At 68.9% G+C, this 26,239-nt stretch carries 16 protein-coding genes; 10 read left to right on the top strand and 6 right to left on the bottom strand.

The features are described from left to right. From HUA78_RS33020 to HUA78_RS33005, 4 genes are all read left to right on the top strand, one after another. Entirely contained in the window at nt 1-519 is a 519-nt protein-coding gene (locus HUA78_RS33020) for an FAD-dependent monooxygenase (RefSeq protein WP_174457778.1), read from the top strand. Then, nucleotides 516-2,120, top strand: a complete 1,605-nt coding sequence (locus HUA78_RS33015) for a hypothetical protein (RefSeq protein WP_371745709.1) — start codon at nt 516-518, stop codon at nt 2,118-2,120. The genes HUA78_RS33020 and HUA78_RS33015 overlap by 4 nt, the downstream gene beginning before the upstream one ends. Before the next feature lie 74 nt (nt 2,121-2,194). After that, a complete protein-coding gene (locus tag HUA78_RS33010) occupies nt 2,195-2,845 on the top strand; it encodes a carbonic anhydrase (protein WP_141642538.1) in 651 nt (216 codons plus the stop codon). Between the two features lie 83 nt (nt 2,846-2,928). After that, a complete protein-coding gene (locus HUA78_RS33005) occupies nt 2,929-4,980 on the top strand; it encodes a glycoside hydrolase family 71 protein (protein WP_174477957.1) in 2,052 nt (683 codons plus the stop codon). A gap of 225 nt (nt 4,981-5,205) precedes the next feature. Here HUA78_RS33005 and HUA78_RS33000 read toward each other — a convergent pair whose 3' ends face one another. Then, nucleotides 5,206-6,528, bottom strand: coding sequence for an acetamidase/formamidase family protein (locus HUA78_RS33000; protein ID WP_254624023.1), 1,323 nt, complete (start codon nt 6,526-6,528; stop codon nt 5,206-5,208). Between the two features lie 181 nt (nt 6,529-6,709). Here HUA78_RS33000 and HUA78_RS32995 point away from each other — a divergent pair, with 181 nt between their 5' ends. Both HUA78_RS32995 and HUA78_RS32990 read left to right on the top strand, forming a co-directional pair. Beyond that, nucleotides 6,710-8,083 carry an SWIM zinc finger family protein gene (locus HUA78_RS32995; RefSeq protein WP_174477955.1) on the top strand — a complete coding sequence of 458 codons (1,374 nt, stop codon included), beginning with the start codon at nt 6,710-6,712 and terminating at the stop codon, nt 8,081-8,083. Beyond that, nucleotides 8,080-10,824, top strand: a complete 2,745-nt coding sequence (locus tag HUA78_RS32990) for a DUF6493 family protein (protein ID WP_174477954.1) — start codon at nt 8,080-8,082, stop codon at nt 10,822-10,824. The genes HUA78_RS32995 and HUA78_RS32990 overlap by 4 nt, the downstream gene beginning before the upstream one ends. Here the strand turns inward: HUA78_RS32990 and tal are convergent. Beyond that, nucleotides 10,730-11,851 carry a transaldolase gene (gene tal / locus HUA78_RS32985; protein ID WP_174477953.1) on the bottom strand — a complete coding sequence of 374 codons (1,122 nt, stop codon included), beginning with the start codon at nt 11,849-11,851 and terminating at the stop codon, nt 10,730-10,732. The genes HUA78_RS32990 and tal overlap by 95 nt on opposite strands. Nucleotides 11,852-12,047: 196 nt before the next feature. On the opposite strand from tal, the gene HUA78_RS32980 reads away from it, so the two are divergent. From HUA78_RS32980 to HUA78_RS32970, 3 genes are all read left to right on the top strand, one after another. Further along, a complete protein-coding gene (locus HUA78_RS32980; protein ID WP_174477952.1) occupies nt 12,048-13,949 on the top strand; it encodes a transketolase in 1,902 nt (633 codons plus the stop codon). Nucleotides 13,950-13,997: 48 nt separating this feature from the next. Beyond that, on the top strand, nt 13,998-16,463 hold the full coding sequence (locus tag HUA78_RS32975) for a WD40 repeat domain-containing protein (RefSeq protein ID WP_174477951.1): 2,466 nt from the start codon (nt 13,998-14,000) through the stop codon (nt 16,461-16,463). A gap of 522 nt (nt 16,464-16,985) precedes the next feature. After that, nucleotides 16,986-17,750: an FAM151A/B family protein gene (locus HUA78_RS32970; RefSeq protein ID WP_174477950.1), complete on the top strand. Its 765-nt coding sequence runs from the start codon at nt 16,986-16,988 to the stop codon at nt 17,748-17,750. A 36-nt stretch (nt 17,751-17,786) separates the two neighbouring features. Here HUA78_RS32970 and HUA78_RS32965 read toward each other — a convergent pair whose 3' ends face one another. Then, entirely contained in the window at nt 17,787-18,569 is a 783-nt protein-coding gene (locus tag HUA78_RS32965; protein ID WP_174477949.1) for a hypothetical protein, read from the bottom strand. Nucleotides 18,570-18,675: 106 nt separating this feature from the next. Next, nucleotides 18,676-19,095, bottom strand: coding sequence for a hypothetical protein (locus HUA78_RS32960; RefSeq protein ID WP_174457787.1), 420 nt, complete (start codon nt 19,093-19,095; stop codon nt 18,676-18,678). Between the two features lie 358 nt (nt 19,096-19,453). On the opposite strand from HUA78_RS32960, the gene HUA78_RS32955 reads away from it, so the two are divergent. Further along, on the top strand, nt 19,454-21,331 hold the full coding sequence (locus HUA78_RS32955) for a vWA domain-containing protein (RefSeq protein ID WP_217442680.1): 1,878 nt from the start codon (nt 19,454-19,456) through the stop codon (nt 21,329-21,331). 57 nt (nt 21,332-21,388) lie between these two features. Here HUA78_RS32955 and HUA78_RS32950 read toward each other — a convergent pair whose 3' ends face one another. Further along, nucleotides 21,389-24,796 carry a hypothetical protein gene (locus HUA78_RS32950; RefSeq protein ID WP_174477947.1) on the bottom strand — a complete coding sequence of 1,136 codons (3,408 nt, stop codon included), beginning with the start codon at nt 24,794-24,796 and terminating at the stop codon, nt 21,389-21,391. A 466-nt stretch (nt 24,797-25,262) separates the two neighbouring features. After that, entirely contained in the window at nt 25,263-26,147 is an 885-nt protein-coding gene (locus HUA78_RS32945) for a class I SAM-dependent methyltransferase (RefSeq protein WP_174457790.1), read from the bottom strand. Between the last annotated feature and the right edge of the window lie 92 nt (nt 26,148-26,239).

The raw sequence follows: 26,239 nt of genomic DNA, 5'->3' as shown, positions 1-26,239 counted from the left end.
ATGGCATCGTCGCGGACGCCCGGCGCGAGCACACGCCCCTCAAGCAGCCGCTCCCCCCTGGACGAGCTGCGGGCGAGCCTCACGCGCGTGGCGGGCTCCGACTTCGGGATGCGAGAGCCCCGGTGGCTGTCGCGCTTCGGCAACGAGACGCGGCTGGCGGAGGCGTACCGGCAAGGCCGCGTGCTGCTCGCCGGTGACGCCGCTCGCCGAGCACCTCGGAGGACTCGATGTCGCCTACCCGGACGCGCCCGTGCCTTCGCCCCACCGGGCCCTGCCCTCACTGCCGGGTTGGACGGGCGGGGGCCGCCCTGCACGCGAAGCGCGGCCCCCACCCGCCCACCCGGTGGGGGCCCGCGCCAGGCTGGACACCGAGGCTGGAGGTGCTGGAACTCGACATTTCCGACGACGCCACCCCACTCCACGGCCTGGAAGGGCTGCTGCTTCGTCCAGAGGGACACGCCGCATGGGCCTGGGCGGCCGGGCGGTGAAGTCGTTGTGGGACGTTTCACTCTGGCGTGAGACTTCACGCATACCGAGACGCGTCATACGACTCTGCTAGGCTCGCGAGCCTTCAGAGGTTCCCCCTGCAGACACGCATCACGACAGGTGCCTTCCGAGCACTGGGTACGGCCGCCCTGCTCTTCCTGCTTCCCTGGGTCGTCTATGGCAGCGCCATCTCCCTGGACTATGGCCTGCGCGACGACTACGCGATTCTGAGGGAGGCCCGCGAGGAGCCTGGGAAGATTCTGCGGGTGTGCGGCGCCATGGGCCGTCCGCTGTACGGCTGGCTCCTGGAGCGCTCCACGCGTGAAGTCGACGACGTGGATGGGCTGGGCGGCCTGCGGGCCCTGGGCGTGCTGGGGCTGGCCCTGCTGTCGCTCGCGCTCTACCTCCTGTTCCGGGCCGAGGGGTGGCGGAGGTCTCCCGCCGCGCTGCTCGCCGCCTTCCTCATCGTGATTCCCTCCGCGCAGGTGGTCGCCAGTTGGAGCATCTGCTGGCCCCAGGCGGTGGCGCTGCTCTTGAGCGTGGGGGCGTTCGCCCTGGCGCGAAGAGGCGTGGGCACCTCGACGGGCGGAGCGCGGAGCGTGTCCTGGTGCGTGGGCGGGGTAGTGGCCCTGGCCGCGTCGACGCTCATCTATCAGGCGAGCGGTCCGTTCTACGCGGTGCTGCTCGCGGCGGCGCTGGTGACGCGGCGCTTCGACGACGTGCGCGCGTCCGCGCGCTGGCTCGCGAGCCACGTGCTCGTCGTGGGCGGGGGACTGGGGCTGGCGTATGTCGTCACCCGGATGATGTTCGCGCTGGGGGTGTTCACCCCGTCGCCGCGCATGGTGCTGGAGCGGCACTTCGTGGCCAAGGCGGTCTGGTTCGTCACCCAGGTGCTGCCCAATGCCCTGGCGCTGAATGCGCTCAACGACACGGACGCCGCGCCCTCGTGGGGGTACTGGCCCATGGTGGGCGTGACGCTGACGGTGCTCGCGCTGGGGCTCGTCGTCGAGGGGCGTCGCACGGGACGCGTCGGCGTGGGGACGTGGGTGGTGGCGCTCGTGGGCCTGTCGGGCGTCGCGTACTGCGCGAGCCTGCTCGCCAGCGAGCGGTGGCCCACGTACCGCACCCTCTATGCCCTCACGGGGGTGTGGAGCGTGTTCTTCTTCGCCGCGATGGTGAAGCTGGGGGACCGGTTTCCCACGCGGGGACCTCGCGTGGCCGTGGCGTTGCTGGGCGGGTTCGTCGCGGTGAGCGCCCTGCTCGCGCATCAGCAGTCCGTGGAGCTGTTCGCGGTGCCGCAGGAGCGGGAGCTGGCGCTGATGCGGCAGGGGGCCTCCGCCATCGTCCCCGCGCGCAAGCCGCGCGTCTTCGTCCTCACCGCGCGGCAGGGAGACTCCGCCGCGTCCCAGCGCTATCTGGACGAGTTCGGTTCCGTGTCTGTCGACACCGAGTGGGTGGCCAAGGAGCTGCTCGCCACCGCCGTCCGGGAGCGCTTCCCCCAGGAGAAGGACACGCGGAGCCTCTACCGCTTCGCCGCGGGTCCCGTCCTGCCCGAGTCCCGCGCGTACGACATCCTCGTCGACATGCGCCAGCTGAGGGCTTCACCGCCCAGGCTCATCCAGCTCGCCCGCTGAGGCGTGTCCACCGCGAACCGGAAATGACACGTCCCCGTTGACGCGGGGGCGCAGGGGCGGCATGCACCGGGACCGTGCCCTCCTACGAAAAGATTTTCGAGAACAACCGCCGCTGGTCCGCCGACAAGACGAAGGACGACCCGCAGTACTTCGAGCGTCTGTCCGCGGAACACAACCCGGAGTACCTCTACATCGGCTGCTCCGACAGCCGGGTGCCCGCCAACGAAATCATGGGCGTGGAGCCCGGGGACGTCTTCGTCCACCGCAACGTCGCGAACCTGGTCAACAACGTCGACCTGAACGTGATGTCGGTCATCAACTACGCGGTCCGCCACCTGTCGGTGAAGCGCATCATCGTCTGCGGCCACTACGGCTGTCAGGGCGTGAAGGCGGCCATGCAGCCCAAGGATTTGGGCATCCTCAACCCGTGGCTGCGCAACGTGCGCGACGTCTACCGGCTCCACAAGGCGGAGCTGAACACGTTCACGGACCCCGAGGCCCGCTACGCGCGGCTCGTGGAGCTGAACGTCACCGAGCAGTGCATCAGCATCGTCAAGACGGCCGCCGTGCAGCGCAGCTACGTGGAGAAGGGCTTCCCCACCGTGCACGGCTGGGTGTTCGACATGCGCACCGGCCTGTTGAGGGACCTGGAGCTGGACTTCCCCAAGCTGCTGCGCGACGTGCAGGAGGTCTACAACCTCACCGACAAGGACTCGATTTTCTAGCTGGGACAAGACAGAGCGTTGCTTGTTATCAATGGATTGGAAGTCTTCCGGTTTTTACACACCCCCTGGAAGACGACACCTCCATGCTCTCCACACCCCCTCGTCGAGCGGTCTGCCTTGCGTTGTTCCTTCCCTTCCTCGGAGCCTGCGGCCCCGCCTCCCGGCCCGAGGAAGCCCCACCGCCTTCCACGACAACGGAGGCGGGCCTCCAGGTCAGCACGCTCGTCGCACCGGGCAGCGTGTGGAGATATCGCGACACGGGCGTGGACCCGGGCGCGGGCTGGACGGCGGTGGGCTACACGGACACGGCGTGGAAGCAGGGCTCCGCGCAGCTCGGCTATGGCGACGGCGACGAGGCGACGGTCGTCTCCTACGGACCCAGCACGTCGTCGCGCTACGTGACGACCTGGCTGCGCGGGACGTTCACCGTCGCGGACCCTTCCCGGGTGAGCAACATGGTGCTGCGGCTGCTGCGCGATGACGGCGCCGTCGTCTACCTGAACGGGCAGGAGGTCCTTCGCAGCAACCTGCCCGCGGGCACGGTGACGGCGTCGACGCTGGCGAGCACCGTCATCGCCGACAGCGCCGAGCTGACCTGGCACAGCACCGCCGTGCCCGTCACCGCGCTCATCGCGGGCACCAACGTGCTCGCGGTGGAGGTGCACCAGTCCACGCTCAACTCGTCGGACCTGAGCTTCGACCTGGAGCTGACCGCGGACGTCTCCTCCGCGCCCGCCACGCCGTGCTGGCCGTTGGACCTGCCGGCCCTGAGCACGCTGCGCGCATCACCGAAGAAGGTCTTCGCGCACTACTTCTCGCCCTACCCGCTCTCCCTCGACAACCGGGAGCCGTCGGTTGACTACTACGCGCGCCACTACCTGGTGCCCACCGGGGAGAACTCCAAGTTCGCGTACTGCGGCGGTCTGCTCAAGCAGCGGCCCCTGCCCCAGGCACCTCGCGCGGCGGGCGTGGACTACGAGCTGGCGAACTTCGAACTGGAGGTGCGCCGCGCCTCGGCGCTGGGCCTGGACGGCTTCACCTACGACATCCTCAACCACACCGGTACGCACTGGAACCGCCTGCTGAAGCTGTTGCAGGCCGCGAGCAACGTCGACAGCGGGTTCCGCATCGTCCTCATGCCGGACCTGACCTCCACGTACTCGGGCACCGACGCGGAGGCGCTGACGGCGTTCGTGAACTCCATCGCATCGGTGGCCTCGCACCCGGCGGTGTATCACCTGGACGATGGGCGCCTGCTGCTCGCGCCGTACTACGCCGACAAGCGCACGCCGCAGTGGTGGGCCTCCGTCGTCCAGGCCCTCCAGGCACGCGGAATCCCCTCGGCGCTGTGGCCCGTGTACGTCAACCCGTGGGTGGCGCAGACGAACGCACTCAAGGCGGTGGTGCCGTTGCATGGCACGTCCACCTGGGGCAGCCGGACGCTCTCCGGCGCCTCGGGGCAGTTGGCCAACCCCGGCACGGCGCACGGCATGGGGCTCCAGTGGATGGCACCGGTGGCCTTGCAGGACTCCCGCCCCAAGGACCTCGTCTACACGGAGGCGAACAACTCGCAGGCGCTCCGGGCCCTGTGGAGCGCGGCCATCCAGGGCGGCGCGGACTGGGTGCAGCTCATCACGTGGAATGACTATTCGGAGGCGACGGAGTTCTCCCCGTCCTCCGGCACGCAGTGGGCCGCCTTCGACCTGACGGCGTATTACACCGCGTGGTTCAAGACAGGCGTGCAGCCGCCCATCGTCCGGGATGGGTTGTATTACTTCCACCGGCGGCACTCGACGAGCGCGGCGCCGGACCTGACGAAGCAGAGCGCCGTCTACCGGCTGGTGAATGGCGCGCCCGCGGTGAACGAAATCGAGCTGCTCGCGTTCCTGACGGCGCCCGCGACGCTGGAAATCGAGCTGGCGGGCAGCGTTCAGCGCACGAACGTGGCGGCGGGAATCCAGTCGCTCCGAGTCCCGCTCCAGCAGGGGACGCCGAGCTTCCGGTTGGTGCGCAATGGCGCCACGGTGGCCTCCGTGACGAGCGCCTTCCCCATCAACAACACCATCGTCTACCAGGACATGCTGTACCGCGCGGGAGGAAGCCTCTCCTGTGACCGCTCGCCCTTCTTCCCCTGACGTGGCTCGCGGGTGACGTGAGTCACGGCGTCACCAGGGTCGGCCGTGGATGTTCAACGGCCGGCCCGGCCTGATGCGCTCGCATGACAACCCACGAGAGTGGCCCGATGCGAAACAGACCGCACTGGAGAATCCCATGACGCGGAACACGCACAGGGTCCAGTCGGGAGTCGACCCGGACACGTGTCAGTTGCAGCTCGACGGTTTCAAGTTCTGAGCCGCGCGCTACTTCCCCGTGGCGCGGAGCTTCGCCAGTCGCGACTTGTCCAGCTTCGCGACGACGCCGACGCTTCGCCCCGCGAGGTTTGCGACGACGTACTGCACGCTGGTGCCCAACACCTGCGCGCTCTCCGACAACGACAGCCCGTAGTCCTGCTCCAGCCACTGCGTCATGCCGCTGGTCGCCGAGCGCAGCGCATCATCCAGCGAGCCCGCCTGCCCGAGCACCATGAGATGCGTGGGAGACTCCACCCGGGGCATCGACGGCGCCTTGCCGTGCACGACGTCCACGGTCAGCTCCACCTCCATCGACGTCTCCAACGCGTACTGTGACGTCTCACCGTCGCCCTGCGCGGCATGGGCATCACCCAGATAGAGCAGCGCCCCCGGCTGGAAGACAGGCAGGTAGACGGTGTTGCCCTCCACCACCTCGTTGAAGTCCATGTTCCCACCGAAGCGCCCCGTGTCTCCGGTGGAGAAGGCAGGCAGACCGAAGCCCGGCGCCACCGCCAGTCCTCCCAGCATGGGCCGCAGCGGCACCGTGTAGTCCTTCAGTCGCTCCGTCGGCGTCTCAGGGCTCGCGACGCCCTTCTCCCAGTCCAGCGTCCAGCGCACGGGCTTGCCCAACTCCGTCGCCTTCGCCGCCAGCGCGGGCGTCATCGCCCTTCCGACGATACTGTCGAGACTGTCCGCGTGACGCCGATTCAAGCGCACGCGCTTCAGGTGGATGACCAGCGTGTCCCCAGGCCGCGCATCCCCGATGAAGAACGGCCCCGTCTGGGGATTTCCGAAGAGCGCCTTCGTGACGCCGTGCTCATCCACGCCACCAGAGTCGAGCGTGGTCGTCTTCAGCGTGTCACCCGCCCAGAGCGTCAGCACCGGCTCGCGCGTCGCGGAGAACTCGTTGGACCAGGTGGTGGGCTTGAACTCGTGACGACGCGGAGGCCCCGAGGGACGCTCGGCGATGCGCCGGGCGGTGAAGGCATGCTTCACCCGCGCCTGGGCGTTGTTCGTGTCGGGCATGTCCGCGGTGCCCCGCATCGTGTCCCCGCTCACCTTGCCCGTGAAGGTGTAGCGCGCCTTGTTTGAGTCCGTGACGGTGAAGCGGACCTCCTGGCCCGTCCGCTCACCCTCCAACGTGTCCCCGTCGAACTCGCCCCCCAGCCGCTTGCCCGTCCGCTCCAGCGACAGGGCCTGATAGAGCGGATTGCCCCACAGGTCCGTCGTGACGACCCACTGCTCCTTCACGGGGGCCTGCGCGAACACCAACCAGGGAACACAGCAGAGGAGCAACGTCACGGCGGGGCGGGTCATGTCGAAGGTCACCATGCCATCGGAGTGCACCCCGCGCATCGTCCAAGCGAGCCTGACACCAGGCGTGAAGGTCCCGCATCCACGCCATTCGCGGGAATACCTCACGGCAGGCGAGCCAGGCGTCACTGGACAAGGCAGGTCGTCACGCTAGCGTCGCACCCACCCCGCGCCTCCACGCGGTGTGAGGTGACGAGACATGACGGCCCTGAGCCACACCTATCAGTACAGCGGCCCTTCGGAGCTCGTGGCCGAGGAGCGCGGACAGGCGCTGCGCCTCATGACCTCCGGCGGCGGCGCGCCCCAGCCGTACTTCTTCGAGGGGCGCCTGCTCCAACCCCGGCTGACGGCGCTGTCGCTGCGCGCCCTGTCCCGCGTGGTGGGGACGCGCTTCCATGTCCCTCCCGCCATGCTGCACCGCATCCTGCTCGAAGCCGACCCGGTGGTGACATGCGGACGCGGCATGCTGCGTTTCGAGGGGTTCTCCGGCTGCGCCAGCACCTATGCCCGCGTGGACCTCACGCCGGGGGCCTACGAAGGTGACGTCGCCTCGTTCGGCACCACCAACGTGGACTTCAACGCGCCGATGCGTGCGGCGTTGGCCACCGTGCGCGCGGAGGAGCCGCTCGCGCTGTCCGTGGGCCACGCGGAGGTGGCGCTCCAGCGCGGCGAAGCACGGGTGGTGGAGCGCAAGGTGCCGCTGCCACTGCGCTGGCTCAAGGGCTTCGCCGAGGTGCAGGCGTACCTGTCCCGCCTCACGCCCTTCGCGGAGCTGCCCGCGACGGAGGCCCTGCGCTTCCTGCGCGGCCTTCCTCGAACACGCACCGACAAGCGCCCGCACTACCTGGTGCCCCAGGGACGCTCGGTGCGACTGAGCTCGACGGCGGCGACGGGCGCGATGCGCCTCACCGGCCTGGAGCGCTTGCGCGTGCTGGAGGACCTGGTCCCCTTCGCGAAGCGACTCGTCCTGCACGCGGACCCTCGGGGCCAGGCCAGTGCCTTCGTGCTCGACATGGGCGCCCTGCGCTTCACGCTCGCGCTCTCCGGCGAAGTGTGGCGTGGCTTCTCCGGCGAGGGGCAGACGCTGTCGGCCCTGGCACAGCGCCCCGCCATGGAGCAGATGCTGTCCACGCTGCGCGCGGAGCTGCGCTGGGAGGCCGTGCTGGAGCCCCGCGCGCTGGCGAGCAAGCTGTCCGCGCCCGAGGACCTCGTGTGGCACGGTCTCCAGGTGCTCGGCGTCAGGGGACTGGTGGGCTTCGATTCGCAGACGGCCGCCTTCTTCCACCGGGAGCTGCCCTTCGACCTCGAGCAGGTGGAGGCTCTCGCACCCCGCCTCTCCGACGCACGCGCGCTGCTGGAGGCGGGTGCACTGGAACCGGACGCCTCTACCCCGAACGCCTGGTGGGTGCGCGGCGCGGACGTCACCTACCACGCCCTGCTGGACGCGGATGGAGAGCCGCTGCGCTGTGGCTGCCCCTGGTTCTCCCGCCACGCCCTGGAGCGAGGCCCCTGCAAACACCTTCTCGCGGCGCAGCTACACGCCCAGCGCGCCGAGGACCCCGACGCCTCATGACGACCTCGCCCCTCGATGCGCTGCTCGCCGCTCCCAGCCCCGCCGCCTGCGCCACTCTGCTGGAGGGACTGACTCCGGCGCAGCGAAGACAGCTCGGCCCCGAGGCACTCAAGCGGGACAAGGCGCTCCGGGACGAGCACTGGTCGGACTCCCGCGAGGAACAGGCGCTCCGGCGCGAACGCTCCCGGGTGCTGGCCATGTTGTGTTTCTTCACCGTCCCGCCTTCGGACTGGACGCCCCGCCTCCTCGGTGCCCTTCCCGAGGAGGCCGCCGACCTGGCCGCGAAGCTGCGACCGGACTGGCTGGAAGACGCGGCCGAGCGGCTCGTCGCGCTCGCCCCGTCCTACTTCTGGGTGGCGCGCATGCTCATGCGCAAGGGGGTGTCCCGTCGCCCCACCCATGACAACTACACCACGGGCATGCTCTTCCTGGACACGCGCTTCCATCCGAACCCCTTCGACACGGACCCGCGACTGCTGGAGCACGAGGCGTGGCGCCTGTTCGAGGTCGAGGGCAGCGGAGAGCTGAGCCTCGCGGCGAAGGACAAGTACACCTTCGAGGACAAGACCTGGGCCTCCGTCTTCTTGCGGCACATGCGTCAGGGCACGCTGGAGCGAGGGCGCCTGCTGGACGCCACGCTGGGAGCACTGGAGCGCGACTTCGCGGCGTTTCGCGCGGGCTGGTTCTCCCGCTTCCACGAGGCCCTGGAGCCAACCCCCGAGGAGCTGGCGCGACACAGGGACCGCTATCTGCGCCTCCTGGGCAGCTCCATCCCCGCGACGGTCAGCCTCGCGCTCGACGTCGTCACCGCGCTGGAGGCCCGCGAGCCCTTGCCCGTGGACTCCGCCCTGCCCGCGCTGGAGCCCGTGCTGCTGGCCCGGCACAAGGGGACCGCGCAGCAGGCGGTGAAGCTCCTCAAGGCACTCGGCGAGCGCGAGTCCGGCGCTTCCCGTGAGCGAATCACGGGGGCCCTGGCCTCCGGCCTCGCGCACGAGGCCGTGGACGTGCAGAAGGCCGTGCTGAAGGCGCTGGAGTCCCTGGCGAAGACGCCCGACGCGGCCCTTCGCACCGCCGTCGAGGAGCGGGTGGACGGAGTGGCCGCCTCGCTGAAGAAGCACGTCCAGGCATGGCTGGGTGAGAGCACGCGCCCCATGGCTTCGGAACCTCCCAGGACAGCGGACAAGAAGAAGCCCTCCGGGGAGCCTCGCGCGCCGGCCTCACCCACGGACGCGCGCTTCGCGGTGACGCCCATCGCGAGCCTCGACGAGCTGCTCTCCGCGCTCTCCACCTGCATCGAGGACGCGGGCAATCCGATGGAGGTCGAGCGCGTGCTGGATGGCGTGGCCCGACTGGGCCGACAGCGTCCCGACGACTTCGCGCGGCGGACCTCCGCCCTGGCGAAGCGCGCCAGGAAGCTGAGCGCGAAGACCTATGGAGAATCCTTGGCGGTTCGCCTCGCGGGCCTCGCGCTCGCATGGCTCGCGTCCCCGGGCGAGGCCCACTCCACGCTGCGCGAGGTTCCCGAGCCGGCGCTCACGCCCGGACACGAGGTGTTCCTGCCACTGCTGAGCGAACGCATCTCCGACCTCGCGAGGGCCCTGGACGCGGGACGTGAAGAGGGCCTGTTGTCCATGCCCACCCATGAGGGCGGGTGGCTTGCTCCGGAGACGCTGGTGGCGCGCCTGCTGGCGCGCGCACCCGAGGCGGAAGAGCCCCCGCTCTCGGACCTGTGTCTCGCCCTGTGTCGGCTCGCTCCCGTTCGAGACTCGAAGGCCCTGGAGTCGCTGAAGCAGTCGAGCCGCTCGCGAAGTGACGCATTCAAGCTCGTCGCCTGGGCCCTGGGGCTGGGCAAGAGCGCACCTGACACAGTGGACGTGAGTGTGTCGGTGGCGCGGAGGCATCGGGGTGAAACGCCGGAGTCGGAGCACACCTTCACCATCAAGGCGCGACGCTCCGGCAAGTTCACCTTCCACGACCTGTTCATCTCGACGTCGCCCAAGCCCATCGCGCCAGGGAAGCTCAAACGCCAGGACATTCCGGGCCTGATGCTCATCAAGGAGAACGGCGGCGGCGGCAAGCCCTACCCGCGCTGGGCGGCGACGCTCTGGCCCTCGGGACTGGAGGCGTTCTTCGCCAGCCACGCGGAGGAGCTGGCCATGAACATCGACTGGAGCGAGGCCAACTGGAGCAACGTCGTCGCGTACGAGCAGTTGCTTCACCCCTGGCTGCGCCTGGGCTCCATGGCCCGGCTGGTGCTCGCCATGGGTCTGGCGACGAAGGAGCCTGGTGAGCATGGCGTGAGCGTGGACGCCGCCATCTCCGCGCTCGCCACGGGGAGACTCACCGCCGAGGAGCTCGGGGAGATGCTGCGCGAGTTGCGCCCCACGGGGCTCATCAACCTCAAGCGCCTGTCCATGACGCTGGCGCGGGTGGCCAGTGCCTCGGAGGAACATGCCGCGCAGGTGGCCCTCGCCATCCAGCGCGCCCTGAGGAAGACCTCGGAGGACACCGCCCCTCGCGACGAGGGCACGCTGGTGAAGCTGCTTCTGGAGTTGCTGGCCCAGACGGAAGGCCGGCTCACGGATGCCGAGGCGTGGGACTACCTCCAGGGCACATCCCACCGGAAGACCTTCGAGGCGCTGGCGCCTACTGCTTCTTCAGCTGCTCCCCCACCGCCCCCAGCAGCGCGTCGAACGACTCCTCGAAGAGCCTCACGCCGTCCACGGCCAGCCGCTCGGTGATGGACTTCATCGAGACGCCGCCCGCCTCCAACTGGCGCATCGTCTCCCTGGCGCCCGCGACGTCTTCCACCAGGCTGGTGCGCACCTTGCCGTGGTCCCGGAAGGCGTCGATGGTCGCCGGGGGCATGGTGTTGACGGTGTCGGGGCCAATGAGTTCTTCCACGTAGAGCACATCCCGCAGCTTCGGGTTCTTCGTGCTGGTGCTCGCCCACAGCACGCGCTGCGCGCGCGCGCCCTTCGCGGCGAGGGCCTTCCAACGCGCGCTGCTGAAGAGCTCCTGGTAGATGCGATACGCGAGCCTCGCGTTGGCGATGGCCACCTTGCCGCTCAGGGCCTCCAGGGTCTTGCGCTGCTCGGCGGAGGCGCCCGACTTGAGCCGCTGCTCGATTTCCTTGTCGGCCGCCACGTCGATGCGGCTGACGAAGAACGAGGCCACGCTGGCCACCGTGCTCAGGTCTCCACCCGCCTTGGCGAACTTCTCCAGCCCGGACAGGTACGCCTCGGCGATCTGCCGGTAGCGCTGCTGACTGAAGAGGAGCGTCACGTTGATGTTGAGCCCTTCTGTGATGAGCTGCTGGAAGGCGGGCACCCCGGCCTCCGTGCCGGGGACCTTGATCATCACGTTCGGTCGCGCCAGCGTCTTCCAGAGCCGCCGGGCCTCCTCGAGCGTGGCCTGCGTCTGGTTCGCGAGCCGGGGAGAGACCTCCAGCGAGGCGAAGCCATCCTTCCCCTTCAGCGCGTCATAGACGGGCCGGAGGATGTCGGCGGCGCCCTGGACGTCACGCACCGCGAGCTGCTCGTAGACGTCATTGGCGGAGAGCCCCTTGGCGCGCGCCGCCACGAACAGGTCCGCGTAGTCCTCGCTGCCCGACACCGCCTTCTGGAAGATGGTGGGGTTGGAGGTGAGGCCCTTGAGCCCATCCTCGTCGATGAGCTTCTTGAGCGTGCCCTGGGTGATGTAGCTCCGCTGGAGGTTGTCCACCCAGACGGCCTGGCCGAACTCCGCGAGCTGACGCAGTGGATTCATTGGGACGTTCCTCCCCTGGTCCTCAATCTGCCCATGCCACGTTCGCCCGTGAGCGGGCCTGCGCCCAGGAGCCCCCCCGCCGGGCTGCTCTCCGAAGAGAGGACCCTCGGACCCTCCCTCCCCTTCATGGCCGCGCCGCTTCACCAGGGACTCCACCGTCAACACCCTACGGGGGTCCCCAGCCCGGAGAGAGACGATGGCAGACACACTGGCAGAGCTCGCGGCGCAGCTTCGAGTCGACAGCATCCGAGCGACGACCGCGGCGGGCTCGGGACACCCCAGCTCCTCCATGTCCGCGGCGGACATCATCGCGGTGCTGTTCCAGAAGTACCTGCGCTTCGACTTCCAGCACCCGAAGGCCCCCGACAACGACCGCTTCGTGCTCTCCAAGGGTCACGCCTGCCCGGTCCTCTATGCGGCGTTCAAGGCGGTGGGCGCCATCGACGACGCGGAGTTGCTGTCGCTGCGCAAGCTCGGCAGCCGGCTGGAGGGGCATCCCAACCCGCATGTGCTGCCGCTCGTGGACGTGGCCACCGGCTCGCTCGGCCAGGGGCTCGCCGTGGGCGTGGGCATGGCGCTGATGGCGCGGCTGGACCAGCGCGGCTTCCGCACCTACGTGATGATGGGCGACAGCGAGACAGCGGAAGGCTCGGTCTGGGAGGCGTTCGACAAGGCCTCTCACTACCAGCTCGACAACCTCTGCGCCCTCATCGACATGAACCGCCTGGGCCAGAGCGGGCCGACGGAGCTGGGCTGGAACGACGAGGCCTATGTCGCGCGGGCCCGCGCCTTCGGCTGGCACGCGCTCGCCGTGGACGGACATGACCTGGGCGCCATCGACCGCGCCCTCGCCGAGGCCCAGTCCACGAAGGGCAAGCCCACCTGCCTCATCTTCAAGACGGAGAAGGGCCACGGCTACTCGCTCATCGCGAACAAGGAAGGCTGGCACGGCAAGCCCCTGCCCGAGGACAAGGCGCGCGAGGCCATCCAGGAGCTCGGCGGTGAGCGTCACCTGCGCATCGAGGTGAAGAAGCCGGAGGCGACCCGCCCCGCCCCCCAGGAGTCGGCCGCGCCGCTGAAGCTGCCGGGCTACGCCACCGACGAGAAGGTCGCCACCCGCAAGGTCTACGGCGATGCCCTGAAGGCGCTCGGTGACGCGCACCCGGACCTCATCGCGCTGGACGCGGAGGTGTCCAACTCCACGTACTCGGAGGAGCTGCGGGAGGCCCATCCGCGGCGCTACTTCGAGATGTACATCGCCGAGCAGAACATGGTGTCCAGCGGCGTGGGCATGGCGGTGCTGGGCAAGCGCGTCTTCATCAGCACCTTCGCGGCCTTCCTGTCGCGCGCGTATGACCAGATTCGCATGGCGGCCGTCTCCAACGCGACGCTGCACCTGTGCGGCAGCCACGCGGGCTGCTCCATCGGCGAGGACGGCCCCTCGCAGATGGGACTCGAGGACCTGGCGATGATGCGCGCCGTCGCGGGCAGCACCGTGCTGTACCCGAGCGACGCCAACCAGACGGCCGCGTTGATGGCCCACCTGGTGGACCTGCCCGGCATCAGCTACCTGCGGACCACCCGCGCGAAGACGCCCGTCCTCTACTCGGCTTCCGAGAAGTTCCCCATCGGCGGGTGCAAGGTGCTCCGACGCTCGGACAAGGACGTGGCCACGATTGTCGCCGCGGGCATCACCCTGCACGAAGCGCTGGACGCGCATGCGCGGCTCCAGGAAGCCGGTGTCTCCGTGCGCGTCATCGACCTCTACTCCGTGAAGCCCGTGGACGTGAAGACGCTGCGGCAGGCCGCGCGGGAGACCCAGGGGCGGCTCATCGTCGTCGAGGACCACTGGGCCGAAGGCGGACTCGCGGACGCGGTGCTCGAGGCCTTCTCCGACGAGCCCCAGCCGCTGCCTGTCGTGAAGCGCCTGGCGGTGCGCACCCTGCCCGGCTCCGGCAAGCCCGAGGAATTGTTGAGCGCGGCCGGCATCGACGCGGAGCACATCGTCCAGGCCGTCATGGCCCTGAAGGACGCTCCGGGCCCCACCGACGCTCCCGAGGCGAAGGCGTCGCGTCCTCGTGGACGAAAGAACGCATAGCCGGGGGCTCCAACAGGGGCCGTCGGACGTGCGAGAGTCCCACCCTCGATGACCTACGACCTTCAGTCCCTCACCGAGCTTTCCACCCTCGAAAACCTCGTGAGCACCCAGGGCGTGGCGGCGTTGCTCGCCACCCTGGACGAGGTACTCGCGCGCACGCCGCCCGACGCGCTCGTGTTGAAGGAAGACGGCCCCGCCGTCGGACCCAGGACGCTGCGAGTCCTCCGCAAGGCCGTCGAGTTCGACGCCACCTTCCTTCAAGCGCACCCCGAGGCCCTCTTCCAGAGCCTCTACAACCGCCTTCGCTGGCACGACGCGCCCGACGCCGCCACGCACTTCGCGCCCGAGAGCCAGGGCCCGTGGAGCCATCCCGACGCGCATCTGTTCGCGCTCGCGAACCACTGGCGGAAGCAACGGGACGCGGCGGGCGCGGCGCCCTGGGTGGAGTCCCTGCTGCCGCTGCGTGGCGCCCTGGAGAGCGCGGACTCGCTCTTCTGGCACGACGCCCAGGTGCTGTGCGCGGCCTACAGCCCGTCGGGGGCAAAGCTCGCCACCGGCTCGTGGTCCGACGACGGCAACGTGCGCGTCTGGGACGCGGCCACCGGCGAGTGCCTCCAGGTGATGGCGGGCCACGAAGGCGAGGTGCGGGGCCTGGCCTGGAGCGCGGACGGAACGCGACTGGCATCAGGCTCCAGGGACCATGACGCCCGCATCTGGGATGTGGAGACCGGAGCGCTCCTGAAGGAGTTTCCGGGTCAGGAGGGACAGGTGACCTCGGTCGCCTTCAGCCCGGATGGACGCCTGCTCGCCACCGGCAACCTGGGGTGGCGCGTGCACGTGTTCGACGTGGAATCCGGCCGCCCGGTGAAGACGCTGAAGGGACATGAGCAGTCCGTGCTGAGCCTGTCCTTCCACCCGTCGGGGCGCTGGCTCGCGAGCGGCGGCTCCGACTCCACGCTGAGAATCTGGGACACCGCGACGTGGACGCAGGTGGAGCGCATCGCCTCCGACGGATACGTCGACACGGTGGAGTTCAGTCCGGATGGCGAGTGGATTGCCTGGGCGGTGTTCGAGGGCATCGCCGTGGCGGACACCCGGACGTGGACCCGGCTGCCGGGCACGCGCGGCGAGGGGCGCTACTCCCAGGTCGCCTGGCTCGGAACGAGCCGGCTGGGTCTGCTGTCCTACAACCGGGTGGAGGTCGTGGACGTCCGCGAAGGCACGGCCTTGTGGTCCAGGCCCTACCCCTCCGATGGCCATCAGCGCGGCGCGGCCTTCTCTCCCAACGGCAAGCACTTCGCGTTGACGGCGGCCGATGGCGGCCTGCTCGTGAGCGACCTCTACGCTTCGCCGCCGCCCGTCCTCCTGGCGGAGCCGCATCGCATGAAACAGCTCTGGGGCCAGCCAGAGGGGGGGCTCGCCATCGCCCAGCGGTTCGACGCGTGGCTCGCCATCGACGCCCAGGGGTGCGTTCGCAACTGTCCTCCCGACCTCGACGAAACACCCATGCAGCCGTGGTGCTTCAGTCCCGATGGGACCCTGGCCGCCTATGGCATCCATCTCATGATGGAGACGCCCGCCCGGCGCGGGGTCCGGTTGCTCGACGCGAAGAGCCTGACTCCGGTGCGGACCCTGTTCGCCAGGCCGCTGGACCCGAACGACACGAAGAAGCGCCTCAGCATGAAACAACCGCTGGCCTTCTCTCCGGACGGCCAGTGGGTGGCGGCGGCGCTCGAGTATGGGTGCGTGCGAATCTGGCGCGTCTCCGATGGAGCCCTGCTGCACACCCTGCGCGGCGCGAAGGGACCCGTCACCCTGGTGACCTTCACCCCGGACGGCGCCCACGTCGTGTGTGGCTATTCCGAGGACGCTCGCGTGTGGGTGTACGAGGTGACGAGCGGCAGGAACGTCCTGACCACCCGGACCCTGCTGGAGCCCGAGCCCGCGTACGCGGCGGCGACCCGCGCGCCTCGCATCGCCGTGGGACGCGCCTCCGGAGAGCTGGAGGTCTACGATTTGACGACGGGCTCACTGCGGCTCATCCAGGTCAGCAACGACGACGTCGTGGCCGTGGGGCTCTCCGCGGATGGCTCGCTCGTGGCGGCCTGTGGGTTGGACAGGCGAGTGCGCCTCTTCGATGTCCAGACGGGCGCGCTCAAGTACGAGCTGCCGCATCCGTCCCTGCCCTTCTCCGTGTCCGTGGGAGAGGACCTGCTCGTCACCCAGTCCAATGACCAGGTGACGCGCCTCTTCGACCTGGCCACGGGCGCGCCTCGCGAGGAGTTGCCTGGCAGCGCCACTCCGGAAGACGTCACGCGTCGCCGGTTCTGGGAAGTCCTGGGCGAAGGGCCGGTCTCCTTCCATCGTCAGGAGGACCCCACGCCCCTGACGCATTTCCAGGATGGGCTGGAGGAGACCGTCATCCTGCGGGAGGGACTGGTCGTGGCCCGGGGTCGGAGCATCAAGGACTTCCTCTATGTGCTGAGGATTCACGCCCCCACCGGAGGGAATTGATTCCGGGCGGCGGGCGGAAAATGCGCCAGTTCAGGCCAGGGGGACTCCACGGGATGAAGTCCTCATCCCCCACCCCTGGAGCACCCCATGGCCTCTTGGCTTGATCTCGCATTCCGACGCCCTCCCGTTGCGACAACTCCCGTGGAGGTCCAGCCGCCTCCGCCGCCCCCTCCGCCGCCGCCCGAACCCCCTCCGGAAATCGGAATGCCCACGAAGGACGAGTTCGTGGCCAGCCCGAACCTGCCCACGGGACCGGACCTGACGGGAGCCCCCCAGTACGCGCCTGTTCTCCTTGCCTCCCGCCCCCCTTCCGCGCCGGAAGCCGCGCCGGGTCTTGGTGTCCCCTCACCCCCTCCCACGCCGGGACCCACGCCCGGTCTCCTTGGCCCCCACCCCCCTCCCACGCCGGAAGCCGCGCCGGGTCTGCCTTCCCCAACGCCTTCTCCCACGCCAGGACCCGCGCCGAGTGCTCCGCCCCCTCCCGCGCCCCCTCCCGCGCAGGAGCCTCGCTGGAAGCCGGACATGAAGCTGGCTGACGCCCACAACGCCCACTCCACCAACACCCGCGGCGACTTCAACAAAGCCGCCAAGGGGGACTACAACTGGATGGAGGGCGACGTCAGCATGGAAATCAATGACAAGGGTCGCATCGAAATGCGGCACGACCCCATCCATGAGAAGGGCGACAACCTCACCCTCACGGAATGGCTGAACAAGGGGAAGGAGCTGGGGGTCGGCCTCAAGCTGGACGTGAAGGATGCCGATGCCTTCAACAATGGGTTCCTGAACGAAGTCCGCGCGTCGGGCGTTCCAGACCATCAGCTCATGTTCAACTACGGCTTCCAAAAGGCAGCCGACCATGGGGTTGAGACGCGGGCGATGTTCCCCGGAGCCACCATCGCCATCAACCCTCCCTCCCCCGACAAGGTCCCAGCGGGGTCCGACCCGATCTCCGAAATGGTGAAGATGGTCGAGACTGGCGGCGTCACACAGCCTGTCACCTTCGTCTTCGAGTACGGCAAGCACCCCACGAATCCAGACGACATCAAACGCTTGCAGGACCTGGGGCCCATCTCTGTCTGGAGAGGCGCGACGCTCACCGGCATGAGCACCGAGGATGCCACCAAACACCTGAAGGAAAAGCTGGGCTACACCGGCATGATCGACCTCAAGGAGACCGCCATGAACGACCCCGGGGGCGCCATCACGGATACCGTCGACAAGGGGTTGAACTACGCGGTGGATTTCGCCAAGGAGCCGGGCAAGTACCTGAAGAAGCTCTTCTGAGACGTGCGCGAGCCCCGCTTCATCCAGGGCCCATCCTCAACGCGGGGAGCACCCCACCCGCTGCCCACCGACGGCCAGGTCGTCGAGCCACCAGTCGGTGGGCACGGAGAGCCCCTGGTAGAGGAAGACGCCCGTCTCCAGCACCGTGAAGCTCCGGGCCTTCTCCCGCTTCGGAGGCGTGTCCGTGGGCGGGTCGGAGAAGACGAACTTCCGGGGCCAGGCCAGCTCCACGCCGTCGAGCCAGACACGCGGCTCGGCGGCCTCCGGGGCCTCCCCGTTCGCCGCGTCGAAGAGCCACTCCAGACACACCCACCGGTCCAGCACGAGCGGCGTGTCGGAGACCTGCACCCACTCCGGAAAGCCGGGCGGCTCCGGCGGATGCCAGAGGGCCATGTATTTCTCCTGGTACGTCGCCACCTCGTACCAGTCGAGCGCCTGGAACGCGCCGTCATCACTCCCGGGCCGGGGATAGCGCGCGTTGAAGAGTCCCGCGTGTGAGGCCGGGCGCGCGGGCGTCGTGTAGACGAAGACGCGCCCCCAGAGCACGGGGCCGAAGTCCCCGGGCAGCTCGAAGCGCACCGTCTTCTTCGGTCCCCCCTGCTCGCCCTCCCGGCCTCCCACCAACTGGCTGGCATGCAGCGCATACCTGCCGCCATGGGCCCGGGTGTCATCCACGACGAGCCGCCCGCTGAACTCGTCACGGTGCGGTGTCCAACCCGCGGGCAGCCGCCCCTCCTCGAAGTCCCAGCACAGCGTCTCCCCCGCCGAGCACCTCGGGGACGACGGCCGGTGGGCACACGCGAGGCAAAGGACAACCAAGGCCAGTCCGACACTCCAAGGGGCGGCGATTCGGGCGCGCAAGCGGGAGTCCTCGTCAAAGGCTCCAATCTCGCACGCCCGAGCAGGGCTGTCCCGCCGACCTCCCTCAGACCCAGATTTGACTGTTGCCGATCTCCGCCTTCTGGAGCGCCTCGAAGGAGGGATAGGCCTTCGCCGCGTCATGGTTGTAGCTGTCGTAGCTGGACCAGACGCCGTTCTCCTGGCGCACGGTGAAGAAGTGGCCGCGGGTGGTGTCCGCAATCACACCCACGCCCCGCTTCTTGAGCGTGTCCGCGTCACTCTGGGCCAGGCCATACAACCCCAGGACGGAGGGGTCATTGCCATCCATCACCATCTCCTGGGCCTCCTTGTTCGGCAGGCCGAGCGCCGTCTCGTAGTGCTGCGTCGCCTTCTGGATGAACTCGTCCCGCGTCAGCCCGCCATTGGTGAAGTGGTACAGCGCATAGAAACCACAGAGCTTGGAGTCGGGAGGCGTCTTCGGCTGCTTCAGGAACTTGTAGGGCACGGTGCACCAGGGTGGTTGGAGAGCGTGAGACCGGAAGCCCCGGCCGCACATCCCCGAGACGACACGCCCCCGGGGCTTGTGACACGTCCGCCACGTGCGAGGTGTAGCGGGAAACTTCACAAAACCACCCCGTGAGTAACCCATCCCGCCACGCCGTGTCCCCGCAACCGCCTGAATGACTCGCAAGCCCGCAATGGCTTGCTTCCTGCTCACAAACCGCCCGCCACGTCGACGCCCCGCCAATCCCTCTCCGACATGACGTGGAAACCCCGTAGGAGAAAACCACTACATGTCAAAGTCAAACACGCTCCGCCCACGAGCCATGTCCTGGCTCGGCGCGGCAATGCTCTGTCTCTTCATGTCTTCCCAGGTCGCCTCGGCCGCCAGGGTTCCCGCCCCGGTTCCTCCGAAAGAGCCGCCCCAGGTCGACCCGTGCGAGTGCGGCCCCCTGGACGTGGTCTTCGCCATCGACGACACGGGCAGCATGGGCGGCTCGTTGACCGCCCTCCAGGCGAACTTCTCCAACCTGTTGACGCAAATCCAGACGTCGTCCAACGGCGACTACCGGCTGGGCCTGGTCACCTTCCAGGACGACGTCACCGTGCGCGTGGACCTGGGCGCGGGCAACGACGCCCAGATGCAGGCGCAGATCGCCAGCCTGACCGCGAACGGCGGGTGGAACCTGCCGGAGGCGTCCGACGAGGCGCTCAACACCGTCATCCACAACATCGCCTTCCGCCCGAACCAGAACGGCGCCTTCACGGGCTACTGGCGCACGGGGGCCCGCCGGGTCGTCGTCCTCATCACCGACAACCTGCCCGGCGGCTTCAATGACTCGTACACGAGCAACGCCCTGGCCAGCCTCCAGGCCCAGGAGGCCTACAACGAGGGCATCCGGATTCACGCCGTCTACGTCCCCACGGGCGGCACGCCCGACCCGACGGTGGTGGGCATCATGCAGAACTACGCCACCGTCTCCCAGGGGGCCTACCGGCTGACGGCGCCCAGCGGCGCGGACGTGCCCCAGGCCGTGCAGGACTTCCTGAGCGACTGCCGCACCCCGTCCGACGTCTTCATCCGCGACACGCCGGCCGACAACGGCTGGGAGCCCAGCTCCGGCGCCATCTGGACGAGCCCCGACATCAAGGTGTGCAACAACGTCAACGGCTGCGCCAGCTCCACCAACCCCGTGTTCGGCACGCCCAACAACTACGTCTTCGTCACCCTGCGCAACTACGGCCCGCTGCGCCCCACCGGCCCCATTGGTGGCTCGCTGCACCTGTACTACCTGGCGTCGGGCGGCAACTCCTCCTGGGGCTCCACGAGCTGGAGGCGCATCCAGACCCAACACAACATCTTCCTGGACGCGGGCGAGACGCGTGACATCCGCATCCAATGGGCCAACGTCCCCCTGCCCGGCCACTACTGCCTGCTGGCGCGGTGGGTGTCCGACGGCGACCCGATGAGCTACCCGGAAATCATCGGCTCCGACACCGTCACCAACACCCAGCTCAACAACAACATCGCCTGGCGCAACGTGGACGTGGTCCGGATGCTGCCCGGCGGCACGGGCACCACCACGTATGACGTGCGCCCCACGGTGGGCCATGCGACGACGCTCTTCATCCGTCCCGAGGCAGAGCCGTTCCCGGGCCGCGTGACGCTGACGCTGACGGACCGGCTGTTCGCGGCCTGGGAGGCCGCGGGCGGCGAGGCCGAGGGCCTGGAGGGTGTCGAAGGCACGACGCTGTTCTTCGGCGGCCACGGCGGCGCGCTGGGCCTCCACACCGACAAGGAGATGGATGAGCGCATCCACGTGAACTTCCTGTCGGACGGGCCCGAGGGCTTCTTCCCGATGAACATCTTCGAGAGGGATGACCGGAAGGACCCCATCGGTGGCGTGAGGTACGAGGTCAACGTCATCTCGCCGGATACGGAGCCGGTCGCCGTGGAGCTCGCGGTGCGCGGCGTCGACGGCAAGTACACGGAGCTGACGTGGCCGCACACCGTGCACCACAAGCACTACGTCGTCTACCGGAGCGAGAACCCCGAGGCGGGCGACATGGAGGCCATTGGTGAGGTCGCCGCCAGCGAGGACCTCTCCGAAACGACCGCGGTGCGCTTCGTCGACGCCTCCGACGCGACTCGCCACTTCTTCTACGCGGTGGAGAGCCACACCGACGGCAACAAGACGCTCAGTGGCTGGGTGACGCTGGGGGCGCCTCCCAACCGGTAACACGCGCGGCACCCCTCCTTCCCGGGCGAAACGTGCCCGGGAAGGAGGACGTCGTCGTCAGATGGTCGGCTGGGCGATCTTCACGTCGCTCTTGTCGAAGTGGTCGAACGCCTTCGTCATGCCCCACGCGCCCAGGCCAATCGCCAGTCCCACGGCGGCTCCCGCGGGCCCGCCCCAGGCTCCCGCCGCGGCGCCGGCCGCCAGGTAGCCACCCACCGCCGCGGTCGCCGTCGTCACGCCGCTGGCGACCGCCCAGCCATTGCCCTTCTGGATGCCGTCGTAGGCCTGCATGCCGCCACTCAGGACGCCCAGCCCCGCGGTGAGCTTCGCGAGCCCGTTCAGGCTCTTGGCTGCCTGCATGGGCGTCAGGCGCTGTCCCGCGGTGATGACGCCTCCGTCCAGCGTCAGGCCACTGCCCGCGCCACGAAGCGCGGTGGTGACGGCGCTGCCACCCGACACGACGCCGATGGTGCCCGTCACGAGCGCCACCCCGTCCTTCGCCGCGCCAAGGTAGTTGCCCTGGCTGAAGTCCCGCATGAACAGGGGCCCCGCCTTGGCCAGAATCTCAGCGCTGCCGGCCAGGCCGGCAATCCCGCTCGCTCCGCCCACCAGGCGTGCCTTGGGGTCCAGGCTGAGCGACGGCTGGCCATTGAGCGCGGGCGTGAGCGCCTCCTTCAGGCGGAGCATGCCCACGGAGTTGGCTGAGACCGCCGCCTTCACCTCCTTCAAGTCGTTGCGCTCCACCTTGTCCGGGTTCAACGCCCGGTTGGGAGACATCGCGAGCGCCAGCTCATTGAAGTCCCTGACCTGTTGCGACAGGCCATCCACCGCCGCCCCGCCCAGCGACGCCTGCCCCTTGGGCAGCGCCTTGAGCGCGTCGACCGAGTCGACCTTCTCGCCATTGACGGTCAGCGTCTGTCCTTCGGGGGTGATGGAGTGCTGGGCCGTCCCGTCGGCGTTGGTGATTTTGTTGGAGGCGCGGATGAGCTCCGGTCCCGTCTTCGTGTCGACGGACACCTGCTCCTGCTCCTGGGTGCTCTTGGGGCCGTCCTTGGGCTTCAGGCTGGATGTGGTGCGCTCGTGGATCTCCACCTCGCCCTGGGCGTTGCGCTTCTCCTCGCGCGAGTAGTCCTGCACCGCGCGCGCGCCCGTCTCGTCCGTCTGGTCCAGGTGCGATGCGACGACCCTGTCCTTGTCGTCGAACGTCCGCGTCAGCTCGCTGCGAGCCTCGACGGCGGGGCCGTCCTTGGGCTGCGTGGAGGTGGTGCTCGATTCGGTGGTCTGGAGCCGGCCCTTGTCGTCCCGCTTCTCGGTGAGCGCGTAGTCGCGCACCGTGCGCGTCCCGTCCGCCTCCGTCTGGTCCGAGTGCGCCGAGGCCAGCCGCCCCTTCCCGTCAAACGTGCGCTTCGTGTCGCCCTTCACGCTGACCGGGTCCCCGTCCGGGTTCTTCGGGTCGGGCACCCGGCCCTCGGTGGTCTCCGTGACGGTGTTGCCGTCCAACTTCTTGCGGGTGGTGACGGAGAGGTCTTCCTTGCCCTCGATGAACGTCTGGGTGTTCAGCTCGCCGGGATTGCTCGTCTGGAGCGTCCAGCTCTTGGGCGAGCCGTTCTCCTTCTCCGCCCGGTACTCCACGTCCCCCGCGGCGTCGTAGAAGCCGCTGTCGTACGAGCTCTCGCCAGGCTTCTTCTCCGGCCGGTCCAAGACCTTGCTCTCGCTCGCGGTGACGCGGGCGTTGTCCTGGGAGTACGACGTGCCGAAGGTGTAGCTGGCCTTGGCGGGCTTGCCGTCGGGGTCCTTGGCCCCCTCGGGCGGGATGTGGACCGTCTTGGTGTCCACCTTGTCCAGGGGGCGGTCGTCGTCGAACTTGCCCTTGAGCTGGTCGTTCAGCCCCTTCTCGTCATCCTGGGTGCCGAAGGTCCGGGTCGTCTGGGTGGTGCCGTTCTTCGCATCCTCCGTGACGGTCTTCTCGACCAGGCGCTTGTCCCCGTCGACCGACAGCTCGCGGGACTCGAAGGATGCCTTGGGGTCGGCGCTCCTGCGCTTCTCCACGTCACGCAAGCTGGAGACCTTCGACGCCGCGTCGACGTCCTTGTCCGTCCAGGCGGCGCGGGTGTTCGTCAGCGTGCCCATCTTGTGGTGGTCCTCCAGCGTCTCCTCCTCCACCGTGCCCTTCGCCCGGTCGAACTTCTGCGACGTGACGTACGTCATGTCGTCGCGGTCGCCAAACCGCGTCCGCTCGGTGACCTGCCCCTTGTCATCCTTCGTCACGAGCGTGGTGCCATACCCGTCCCGGCTCTCGATGGAGACTCCGGGCGGCAGCTTCTCCGGCTGCTGGGCCAGCTTCTCCAGCGCCTGGGTCCGAGCCTTCAGGTCCTTCTGGGTCTGCGACATCCCCTTCTGAAGACCGGCCTTCTCCTCGGCCACCGTCTGGAGGTCCACCTCCTTGCGCAGCGCCGTATCGAGGGGTGACTCCGCCGCCGCCTTCTTCAGCTCGGGGCTGGCCTGGGTGATGGCGTCGGCCTTGTCGAATTGGGCGGAGGCCCGAAGCTCGCGGGCCATCGTCGCGCCCAGCGCCAGGGTGTTGGCATCCTTGCCCTGGGACTTGAGGCCTTCGATGACGGTCGCCTGGTCCTTCTGCGCGTTGAGCTTGTCGACAATCGGCTTGCGGCCCTCGGGCCCCGCCAGCGCCGCGCTGTCGGCCAGGCTCTTCACCATGGCATTGCGGTCCTCCGCGGGCGTCTTCTTGTCACCCACCGCGTCCGCGGCCTTCTGCACCTGCGGCGCGGACTCGCTCACCAGGGCCTTGCGGTACGCGGGGTCCTGACCGAGCGCGAGCTGACGCTTGAGTTCCTCGGCGCCAGCGCGCGGGCTCTTGGAGGAGGCGTCCGCGACGCGTCTGGCATCGGAGGTCGCGGCTTCCTTCGAGGAGACGACGGACTTCGTCCCGAACAACTTCTCCTGGTCCTTGGCGGACAGGCTGCCCGCGTCGAAGACATCCTTCTGCCGGTCCGCGAGGGCGTACGGCTTGGGCAGCTTCTCCTTCTCCGCGGCGTCGTTCGCCTCCTTCTCCGCGGCGAGCGCCTTGTTGGCCGCGGCGAGGGCCTCGCGCTTGTCCTTGGCGGCGATTTCGTTCGCCGTCTTCGAGGCCTTGTCCGCCTTGTCGAGGTCCTTGGACGCCGTCTCAACCTTCTTCTGGGCCGTGTCCTTCGCGCCGGGAGAGAGCGCGACGGCGCGCTCCTTGTCCGCCTTGTCCAGCCGGGAGCCGGCGTCGCCGCGCGTCTTGCGCGCCTCCGTCGCCTTCTTCTCCGACGCGTGCGCCTTTTGCAGCGTGCGTTTGGCCTCCGTGCGCGCCTTCTCCGCCTTCTTCTTCGCCTGCGCGGCCGTGACCTTGGGAGCCTTCGGCTTCGGCTTGGGCTGCTCTACGGGCTTGCGGACCTTCGTGGGCAGCTCTCTAGGAATGGCCATGACAACCTCCTGGGGGATGGGGGAGGCGCGGGAGAACGGCGAGGAGCCCGGCACATTGCCAGCCCGCGCTTCAACATTGTCGGAATGTGAGACAGCGAGTTTCGCGACAGGATTTAATGCCTGTTTTCACCGAAAAACCCTTGCGTCACATGAAACATGAAACACATACAGCGACCGTCACGCGCCGCGAGGGTCGGCGCATGGGTCGCGTGACAGGTCATTCAGGTCGCGGGTGTCGCCCGACAGCAGACGTTTCGGACAGGGTGCGGCTCGCACTCCGGCTTCATCAGGGAGACACACCTACCGCCCAGGTGGCGCACCGCATTCGACGCTTCGCGTTCGCGACCTGGAAATGAAGAAAGAATGCGCCACCGCGCCTGGGCGCGTGTCGCCCGGCGCGATGCCTTCAGTGCCACGACCTCAGGGGAGAGGCCCCCGCCCCGGGCACGGGGCTGGGGACCGAGCCTCAACCGACCGCGGGCTTCTCCAGCACGAGGCCGAAGTGGGTGTAACAGGTCGGGTGCAGCTCGAGGATGTTCTCGAAGTGGATGACGCGGGACGTGAGCCCCGCGGCGTGAGCGGGGTCCAGGACGCGCTCCTTCAGCGTGTCCACGCCATAGAAGCGCCCGTGCCGCTCTCCCCAGCCCGGGAAGAGGTGGATGACGGGCTCGGCCTCGCGGCGGATGTCATAACCCCACGCGGGGTCGCACATCGTGAAGGCATACTCGCCCAGGTACAGCGGGACGATGCAGACCCGGCCCCCGGGCCGCAGCACCCGCGCCGCCTCCCGGATGAAGCCCGTGTCCGCGGTCCCCTCGAAGTGCTCGAAGGAGCAGTGCAGCGTCATCGCATCCACGGAGGCATTGCCCAGCGGCAGCTCCGCGGCCGAGCCGCCAATCTCATGACCGTTGATGCCGGGCGGAAACACCAGGTCCTGGACGAACACGTTGCGCGTCTTCGCCAGGGCGCGGATGACCTCCAGGTAGGGGCTGTTCAGCGTGGAGGCGATGTCGACGTAGACGGCGTCCTCGCGCGACAGCAGCGGCGCCAGCTGGGTCCAGGAGTAGTGGTACTGCGAACGCTTCTCCCAGTAGGGCTGGAGCGAGCAGTAGTGCCGGAGCACGGGGCTGCCCGCCTGCAGCTCGTTCCAGAAACGGTCCAGCCCGGCCACGTCGAAGCGGAACGTCTCGTAGGGGATGCCCGCCTGCCGCAGCGGCTCCGGGCTCTTCAGCTGGGGGCCCGGCCCATAGCGGCCGAAGCCGGTGAGGCTGAGCAGCTTCGAGAGGGGCTGGGAGGCCTGATGGGCGGCCCGGTGTCGGAGGCTCTTCTTCACGCGGGTCAGCAGGTTCAAGCGGGGCTCCACGGGGCCTGGGGAGCGCGCATTCTCGGAGCCCCCTCCAGGCGAGTCAACGCGCCCCACGCCCCCTCGACAGCTGACGGGGC

Source organism: Myxococcus sp. CA033, from assembly GCF_013336625.1.
Classification (GTDB): domain Bacteria; phylum Myxococcota; class Myxococcia; order Myxococcales; family Myxococcaceae; genus Myxococcus; species Myxococcus llanfairpwllgwyngyllgogerychwyrndrobwllllantysiliogogogochensis.
Note: the sequence above shows the minus strand (reverse complement) of the source record. Positions and strands in the feature narration are given on the sequence as shown.